The organism is Anaerovibrio sp. (genome assembly GCF_051866355.1).
Classification (GTDB): domain Bacteria; phylum Bacillota; class Negativicutes; order Selenomonadales; family Selenomonadaceae; genus Anaerovibrio.
In genome coordinates this window covers 1-2,140 of sequence record NZ_JBJDWZ010000112.1, presented here as the reverse complement: position 1 = coordinate 2,140, position 2,140 = coordinate 1, and the positions used below count along the sequence as shown (strand labels likewise).

Here is a 2,140-nt window from a genome sequence, read left to right as displayed (position 1 = left end):
ATTTTTCTTTATTATTTACAATTGATTGGTTATATCCTTTTGCTGCAAAAATAGGACTTGGCAACATATCCAATATGTCGCCAAGTCCTATTTGTACATTACTTATGTATATACTATTTTCCGGATGGCATCAGGCACTGTGACGCTGCTGACTGCCCTGCAGATACGCCTCCACCATATCCACAAACAGCCTGTGCACCTGACGGTCAGCGTCCAGCTCAGGATGAAAGGCCAGTGCCAGCTGACTGCCATAGCGAACCGCCACAATGCGTCCATCCACCTCTGCCAGCACCTCGACACCATCCTCCACGGACACCACATAAGGCGCCCTGATAAACGTCATCGGCACTTCTCCCACATGTTCCAGCTCCCCATAGGCGTGGAAGCTGCCCAGCTGACGCCCGTAGGCGTTGCGCTTGACGGTCATAGGAATTGTGGCAAAATGGCGGGCATCATCACCGGCAATACGATCTGCCAGAAGTATCATGCCGGCACAGGTAGCCAGTACCGGCATGCCTGCCTCAATGCGCTCCTTCAACGGCTCAAACATGCCGCTTTCCCTCAGCAGCTTGCCCTGCACGGTGCTTTCTCCGCCCGGCAGTACCAGTGCATCAAAATCCTGCTGCAAATCCCCGGCATTCCGAAGCTCAACGCACTCTGCGCCCAGCTCCGAAAGCACTTCCTCATGCTCTATAAACGCTCCCTGCAATGCTAATACAGCTATCTTCATCTCAAAACACCTCTGCAAAATATCTCTATCTATATCCTGTATCAGTGGCAATACCTATCACAGCCGCCTCACCCTGCCGGGCCGCGGCATTTTATTGCCCCGTATGGAAAACACGGCATGATATCACCCGTATCGTACACATCATCGTGGGTAATATCATGCCGATAAATTGCTTATTTGCCGCGCTCTGCCATCAGCAGGCTGATTTCGTCCTCATTGATGCCGACCATGGCCTCGCCCAGATCCTCGGACAGGCGGGCAATCAGGTCAGCGTTCCTGTAGTTGGTAACAGACTGGACAATAGCCGCTGCACGCTTCTCAGGGTTGCCGGACTTGAAGATGCCGGAGCCGACAAACACGCCCTCGGCACCCAGCTGCATCATCAGGGCAGCATCAGCAGGAGTTGCCACGCCACCGGCAGCAAAGTTTACAACAGGCAGGCGGCGGTTCTCATGCACATACTGCACCAGGTCATAAGGCACGCGCAGCTCCTTGGCGGCCTCGAAAAGCTCGTCCTTCTGCAGGGAAGCCACGCGGGCAATCTCTGCATTGATCTTGCGCATGTGCTGTACAGCCTGAATGATATCGCCGGTACCAGGCTCGCCCTTGGTACGGATCATGGAAGCGCCCTCGCTGATGCGGCGCAGTGCCTCGCCCAAATCCTTTGCACCGCAGACAAACGGCACCTTGAACTGATGCTTGTCAATGTGGTAAACATTGTCAGCCGGGGAAAGAACCTCGCTCTCATCAATGTAGTCAATCTCAATTGCTTCCAGAATCTGCGCCTCTACAAAATGACCGATACGGCACTTTGCCATGACAGGAATGGAAACCGCTTCCTGAATCCCCTTAATCATCTTCGGGTCGCTCATGCGGGACACGCCGCCGGCGGCGCGGATATCAGCCGGAATCCTCTCCAGCGCCATGACGGCACAGGCACCTGCCGCCTCGGCAATCCTTGCCTGCTCAGGGGTGGTAACATCCATGATAACGCCGCCCTTCAGCATCTGGGCCAGCTGCTTGTTCAGTCCATATCTATTCTCTGTTTTCTGTTCGCTCATAATAAAGTCCTCGCTTTCGCTATGTTTACATATAGTTTTTCTATGTTTGTCCGTCAGCCTTGAACGATTGTAATTATATACACATTTGGCTATAACTAAAATAGCCAATACAGATATTTTAAATATAGTCAGTTTTATGGTCAGATAGCGTACTGCCCGCCGCTTATATTTCTTGACACAAATGGCAATTTTGTTTAAACTTTGATAAGGAAAAAATTATTTTTATGTCATATATAAAGGAGAGCTTTCAACATGAGTGACCGTATCCGTACACGATTTGCTCCTAGCCCGACGGGCTACATGCACATCGGCAACCTGCGTACCGCGCTGTACGCCTATCTTTTTGCCA

General features: G+C 51.6%; 3 protein-coding genes. 1 reads left to right on the top strand and 2 read right to left on the bottom strand.

The features are described 5' to 3' along the window. Positions 1-130: 130 nt before the first annotated feature. The gene (gene pdxT, locus ACI3UA_RS06035) at positions 131-730 is read right to left on the bottom strand and encodes a pyridoxal 5'-phosphate synthase glutaminase subunit PdxT (protein WP_439723922.1); all 600 of its coding nucleotides are present in this window, start codon (positions 728-730) and stop codon (positions 131-133) included. 173 nt (positions 731-903) lie between these two features. Beyond that, a complete protein-coding gene (gene pdxS / locus ACI3UA_RS06030) occupies positions 904-1,791 on the bottom strand; it encodes a pyridoxal 5'-phosphate synthase lyase subunit PdxS (protein WP_439723921.1) in 888 nt (295 codons plus the stop codon). A gap of 252 nt (positions 1,792-2,043) precedes the next feature. On the opposite strand from pdxS, the gene ACI3UA_RS06025 reads away from it, so the two are divergent. After that, positions 2,044-2,140 (top strand): glutamate--tRNA ligase family protein (locus ACI3UA_RS06025; protein ID WP_439723923.1); only part of this gene is annotated, 97 nt, incomplete at its 3' end.